The organism is Micromonospora orduensis (assembly GCF_006228125.1).
Lineage (GTDB): Bacteria > Actinomycetota > Actinomycetes > Mycobacteriales > Micromonosporaceae > Micromonospora > Micromonospora orduensis.
In genome coordinates, this window is record NZ_VDFY01000292.1 from 1 (window position 1) to 4,964 (window position 4,964).

At 69.6% G+C, this 4,964-nt stretch carries 5 protein-coding genes and 1 pseudogene; 2 read left to right on the forward strand and 4 right to left on the reverse strand.

Going from position 1 to position 4,964, the window contains the following annotated elements:
* Positions 1–123: 123 nt before the first annotated feature.
* The gene (locus FHG89_RS31170; RefSeq protein WP_139587964.1) at positions 124–1,035 is read right to left on the reverse strand and encodes a LysR family transcriptional regulator; all 912 of its coding nucleotides are present in this window, start codon (positions 1,033–1,035) and stop codon (positions 124–126) included.
* Between the two features lie 783 nt (positions 1,036–1,818).
* On the opposite strand from FHG89_RS31170, the gene FHG89_RS34525 reads away from it, so the two are divergent.
* Positions 1,819–2,382 (forward strand): MFS transporter, encoded by a 564-nt coding sequence (locus tag FHG89_RS34525; protein WP_425280248.1) that lies wholly within the window; start codon positions 1,819–1,821, stop codon positions 2,380–2,382.
* A gap of 88 nt (positions 2,383–2,470) precedes the next feature.
* Positions 2,471–2,683 (forward strand): annotated as a pseudogene (locus tag FHG89_RS34050) (IS5/IS1182 family transposase); the annotation flags it as partial.
* 31 nt (positions 2,684–2,714) lie between these two features.
* Here the strand turns inward: FHG89_RS34050 and FHG89_RS34055 are convergent.
* The 3 genes from FHG89_RS34055 to FHG89_RS31190 form a co-directional block, all read right to left on the reverse strand.
* Entirely contained in the window at positions 2,715–2,873 is a 159-nt protein-coding gene (locus tag FHG89_RS34055; protein WP_244296036.1) for a hypothetical protein, read from the reverse strand.
* Between the two features lie 253 nt (positions 2,874–3,126).
* A complete protein-coding gene (locus tag FHG89_RS31185; RefSeq protein WP_030335934.1) occupies positions 3,127–3,348 on the reverse strand; it encodes a hypothetical protein in 222 nt (73 codons plus the stop codon).
* Between the two features lie 194 nt (positions 3,349–3,542).
* Positions 3,543–4,643: a PIN domain-containing protein gene (locus tag FHG89_RS31190; protein ID WP_139587967.1), complete on the reverse strand. Its 1,101-nt coding sequence runs from the start codon at positions 4,641–4,643 to the stop codon at positions 3,543–3,545.
* Positions 4,644–4,964 lie beyond the last annotated feature (321 nt).

Consider the following 4,964-nt stretch of genomic DNA (forward strand, 5'->3'; position numbering starts at 1 on the left):
CGTTACGGTGGACCATGAGGACCTCCACGGGTCAGGTGCGGCTGTCTGGTAGCTCCACACCTACCCCGGAGGTCCTCACCCGTTCAAGATCCGACCCGTCACCAACGTCTATGCACAGAACACCTAGCCCTGGGAATCAGGACGTAAGGCAGAGTCCCGGGGTTTCGCGGGCCAGGAGGTGCCGAGAACGCGCTGGGTGATCCGGGGCAGTGCCCGGGTGAGCGCAGACGGCTGCGGAGGTCTGCTTACCAGGGACACAGTCACCTGGCCGGGCATAGGCGAGGGCACGAGCCGGTCTCCGCGGGCGGCGTACCAGCGGGCTACGAGTTCGGGCACCAGGGCGGGGCAACGGTGGTGGCGGGCTATCCGCAGGGTGGCCTCGGTCGTGGCCCCTGGGCGTGGGAGGGCTCCGAGCGCGGACAGCCGCTGATGCAGTAGTTCACCCGCCAGGTCGATCGTGCTGTAGAGGACCGTCTGCTCGGCGAAGGGCCGGGATCCCTCGGCCAGATCCGCAGCGCCCTTGGGAAGCACGATGACCAGGGGTGACTGGCCGATGATGGTGCGCTGTAGGCCGCGAGGGATGACGGCCTGCTGGGCGATCGTGATGATCGCCGCGTCCAGACTGCCCTCGTGCACCTGCTGCAGCAGGACGGGCCCGTGATCGACTTCTGGCCGCACGCTGACGCTGTCCAGCTCGATTTCCAGAGCGGTGAACACCATCGGGCTCAGTGCCTGGATGGTGCCCACTGCCAGGGTGGGGGTGTCGACGGCAGCAAGGACCTGGTCCGGTAGGGCGTCCAGGTCGGACAGCAACTGGGCGGCGTGGCGGGCCAGCTCCCTGCCGGCCGGGGTCGCACGGGCTCCGGTGGTGTCGCGGTCGAACAGTTTCGTGCTCAGGCGGCGTTCCAGGGTGAGCAGGCGGCGGCTGGCTGAGGGCTGGGCGATGAGTAGTTCTTTGGCCGCTGCGCCCACGGACCCATGCCGTGCCACAGCCTCTACCAGTTGCAGGTCGTCGACCGTTAGGCGTGAGGTCATGCTCTCAGCGTATGAGCATGGCGAACGCGTCACCATCTACCGGGCAGATAGGTGCCCTTTGAAGATCGAGGCATGCGCCGACCGCTGCTGATCCTGACCGCCATCACGTTCCTGACCTGGATTGCTACCCGCATGAGCGCGGTGGCCCTTCCTCTGGTGGCTCTGGGCGAGACGGGTCAGGCGTGGGCCACCGGCCTGGTGGGTGGCATGGCCGGTCTGCCGCTGCTGACCGTGGGCTGGTGGGGCCGCGGCCTGCGCGACCGACTCACCTGCGGCCGCGCCCTGGCCGTGGTGACGCTGCTCCAGGCCGTAGGGCTTGTGGTCGTGCCGGTGGCCGCGCTGATGGGGCAGGTGGGAGCGCTCACACTGTGCGCTTCCGGGCTGGTCACCGGGGTAGCCGGTGCGTTATTGGGCCCGGCCCAGCGCGCTCTGGTTTCCGACCTCGCCGACGCCGATGCTCGTGAGGGCGGGAGGTCGTCGGCGGCGCGGTGGTTGGCTTGGCAGGATCTTGCCCAGCGGGTCTCGATGATCTTCGCGCCTCCGGCCGGGGCCTGGCTCGTGGTCACCTGGGGAGCCGAGCCGCTCCTGTGGTGCGAGGCCGCCGTCGTCCTTGCTGGGGCTGCCGCCATGCTCGCCGTCCCCGGCACGAGCACACGGCCGACAGAGGCGCCGCGGGCAGGTGCACCGATAGCCGATGGCGCTGCTGAGGTTGATGACAGCAGCCCAGCGGTGTCTGCGACGGCGGTACTGCGTGCCCGCCCGCAGGTCGCGGCCGGGATCGTCATGGCCGGCGTCGGTGGAATCTGCTGGTTTGGGTTCAGCCTGGGCTTGGCCGTCCTCGGCGTCGAACTCGGCATGCCGGGCGCTCTGGTCGCCGCAGGCATGAGCGGGTACGGCATAGCCTCCGTGGCCACATCGTTCCTGGCCCCCGTGGTCATCGACCGACTGCCCCGGATGGAAACGATGGCCTTGTCCTGGGGGGTGCTCGGCGTCGCATTCGTCGCCCTCCCGGTGGCCGCGCCGAATCTGGTCCTGATCGCGGTGGTAGCAGCCGTGGGCGGGGCGGCGATGCCGTGGGGGATCGCGGCGCTCAACGCGTTGATCAGCGAGCAGACCGCCGGAACCGAGCGCCGCGTGGCCTTCACGGCCGAGACCGTCATGCACTCCGGCGGAGCCTCCCTGGGGCTGTTGGTCGGCGGGGCAGTCATCGGTTGGGCAGGAGCGGGGCCCGTCCTGGCCGCCACGGGCGGTGTGCAGGTGCTCGCTGCCGCCGTGGGGCTCTTGCTGGGACGCAGGGCATCCTTCCGGGAGAACCAGGGGACGCAAGAAGAATTAGTTGCCGCATAGGGATGCCTCACGAAGCAGACAGATCGGTGACTCGAACTCTCGTGGCCGGGCGAGACGATCTGACCGATGAGCAATGGGCGATTGGGACGGGCAGACCGGAGACAATCCGCAACTGCTGGCGCTGCTGGACCGGGTGAGCGTGAAGCGCACTGGGCCTGGCCGTCCGCGCGAGCGGCCGGACTGCGTGCTCGCAGACCGTGCCTACTCCGCTCCCGCTACAAGGCGGGCGCTGCGCAAGCGCGGGATCAGGCTCGTCAGCCCCGAGAAACGTGACCACGCCGCTCACCGCCGCGATCGCGCTCTGGCTCCGATGATTCACAGACACGGCCTAGCTAGTCGGTCTCCTGCTCGGAGGGGGCGTCGTCCGGCACCCGGGCGTCGTCGTCGGTCAGTGCGTCGTCCGTCGAGTTGGTGAGGTTCGCGAGCCGACGCTCAGCCTCCCGAATCTCATCGTCGAGCCGGGGGTTCTCCTCGTCAGGACCCTGCGACATGGGCGACCTCCATCGGGCACAGACGCCCCTCGGGTACCCGGCCTGACGCCGGGGACACGGGAAGCGCGGCCATCGCTTGATCAGGTGATGAAAAGTAGTCAATTCAGCCCGCGAACGACTAATCCTCATCACCTGATCAAGAAGATCCCAGTGCCTCGGGGCGCATTCTTCGGCCGGAAGCCGTGCGCCGGGCCGGTCGGCGAGCGCGCCGGGCTGGAGCCCAGGAGCGTCGCCGGTCCGGCCCGGTGCCGGATCAGCGCTGCTTCAGCTCGCGCCAGGATGGGTGGGTGCCGCGCCAGGCGTCGGCGAGGATGGCCGCCGAGGCCCGGCTGGGGCACTGCTGCACCCGCTCACGGCCCGACGCCCCACCGATCTGGGCGCGAACCTCCCAACCCTGCCCATCAGTACGGATGTACACGTCCCGGCGCCCGCGCGGGGTCGTGTCTCCGTTCCACCAATGCTCCTCGACCTTCATTCGCCGACCGTATAGCAATTCCCGCGCCGAGGGTACGGCGCAGGAAGGCTCAGACCAGGGCAAGAGCCGCATTCCAGGCGTATTTCGGGCCAAGCGTTGACAGTTCGAAACCACAACGGCGGATCTTCCCCTCCTGACTTGCAGATCAGGAGCACGTCGGACCCGTCACCGTGGTGAACGACGCGACCGGGCGGTCAGGACTGGGTGGTCAGGAGGTAGTCGTCGGCCTCGGGGCTCCACCGCAGGTCGAGCACGCCGGCGGTGGCGGCGGCCTTGCAGAACTGAAGGAAGCTGCGGTAGCCGAGCTTCTTCTCGCTGAAGTCGGGGCGTGCCCGGCGCACCTGGTTCTTCAGGCCGGACAGGGCCACCGGGTTGCCGCCGCTGCCCAGGTCCGCCACGACGCCCCGGAGCAGGCCGAACGCCACCTCCCGGTCGCCGTGCTCGGGCAGCGAGACCTCCGGGTCACCCTTCGCGGGGCCCTCGGCCAACTCGACCACGTTGCGCTCGGCGAGGTGGCGCAGCAGCTCGCCGAAGGTGCGGAAGCCGTAGTCGGACTCGCTGAACGTCGGGTCCTTGCGCAGCAGGGTGCGCTTGAGTCGGGAGGCGGTGACCTCGCCGTTGGCGCTGCCCTGCAACCCGGCCACCGTCTGGGCGACCTGCACGGCGAGGGCGTCCACGTCGCGGCCGGGCTCCTCCCCGGCGGGGCGGCGATCCACCTCGGGCTCCGGCTCGTGCTGCCGCTCCGGCTCGGACGGACGCTGGTCCGGGCCGACCTGGCGACCGGTGGGGCGGGCGCGTCGGCCGCGGGCCGGCGGGATGTCGACGCCCTCCAGCCGGTCGTAGTAGAGGAACTCGTCGCAGGCCGGGGGCAGCAGCGCCGACGTCGACCCCTCGACCCCGACCCCGATGACCCGCTTGTTCAGCTCGCGCAGCTTGTGCACCAGCGGCGTGAAGTCACTGTCACCGCTACAGATGACGAAGGTGGAGATGTAGTCGCGCTCGAACGCCAACTCGATCGCGTCGACTGCCATCTTGATGTCCGCCGCGTTCTTGCGGGACGCGCCCATCCGCTGCGGAATCTCGATCAGCTCGACGTGTGACCGGGTGAGCATCCGGCGGTCCTCGTCGAAGTACGACCAGTCGGCGTACGCCCGGCGTACCACCACCCGCCCCCGCTCGGCCAGCGCGTCCGCGATCGGCCGGAAGTCGAAGTCCGCGCCGCCACGGTGGTCGCGCGCCCCGAGCGCGAGGTTCTCGTAGTCGAGGAACAGTGCGATCCGGTCTTCTTGATCCACGCGGCCCAGCGTACGCCGGCCGCGGGCCGTCCGGGCGCAGGCGACGCGCGACACCTCAACTCACCTATCGTCGATTTCTTGCGATCTTACAGTCGTATCTTTTCGGTGTTCGATTGTCGTCTTGCAGCGGGCTGTCCGGTGCTGCATCATGCAGATCAATGTCGGGCGGTCGGGGGACGCCGGGCGGACCTCCACCACCATCCACCCAGGAGGGTCACCGATGTTTCGCAGCCTCATGCCGCCACGAGGACGCCCAGGCCGGCCCGCCGCGGCGGCGGTCGCGAGCGCGACCGCCGTCGCCGGTCCGTCCGCGGCCGGCGA

Coding starts and splice junctions, on each gene's coding strand:
- FHG89_RS34525 (WP_425280248.1), top strand. CDS start 1,819: ATGGCCGGCGTCGGTGGAATCTGCTGGTTTGGGTTCAGCCTGGGCTTG.
- FHG89_RS31185 (WP_030335934.1), bottom strand. CDS start 3,348: ATGAAGGTCGAGGAGCATTGGTGGAACGGAGACACGACCCCGCGCGGG.
- FHG89_RS34055 (WP_244296036.1), bottom strand. CDS start 2,873: ATGTCGCAGGGTCCTGACGAGGAGAACCCCCGGCTCGACGATGAGATT.
- FHG89_RS31170 (WP_139587964.1), bottom strand. CDS start 1,035: ATGACCTCACGCCTAACGGTCGACGACCTGCAACTGGTAGAGGCTGTG.